At 54.9% G+C, this 492-nt stretch carries 1 pseudogene; it reads right to left on the bottom strand.

The annotated features are described in order from the left end of the window. Positions 1–45 precede the first annotated feature (45 nt). Positions 46–492: pseudogene (locus HMPREF2617_RS03625) on the bottom strand (IS256 family transposase); the annotation flags it as partial.

The following is a 492-nucleotide window of genomic DNA, read 5'->3' as shown; positions in this document are numbered from 1 at the left end:
GGGTTAAGCGACAAAATGTGTGTCTGCTATCGGCGTGTCGCGGGGTTAGATGTGGCCTTTTTGGATGCCGATTGAGTGTGTGTACTCGGTATCGATACCGTTGTCGTAGAGGGCTGGTCGTCCTGTTTCATAGTCGGCTTGGTTCTCGTTTCGGGTCAGGGTTGTAACTTTGGCGAGTTGGTCCTGGCCCCAGTTGGACTGTCTGGCGATTTCTATTGGATCGCCAGGCAGTTCCGTTTTCAGATACAGCCACCAATCCAGCATTTTGCGTTGGTGCTCACCGCGTCTGCCGCGATGAGTTCTCGCAAGGAGCTTCAGCTGGGCGTTGATGCCGCCTTCAAGGCTGTTGGTGGTGGATTTGATCCGATGCGGCTTAAGCACACCTTTCGGGGGCTTGAGGTAGACAAACAGCAGGTCATTGCGCCAGAGGTGGTTGAGGCTGTTGTAGGCCTTGCGCACGTTGACATGGGTCCACACGAGTGTGTCTTTCCC

The organism is Corynebacterium sp. HMSC070H05, assembly GCF_001837615.1.
GTDB lineage: Bacteria > Actinomycetota > Actinomycetes > Mycobacteriales > Mycobacteriaceae > Corynebacterium > Corynebacterium coyleae.
Note: the sequence above shows the minus strand (reverse complement) of the source record. Positions and strands in the feature narration are given on the sequence as shown.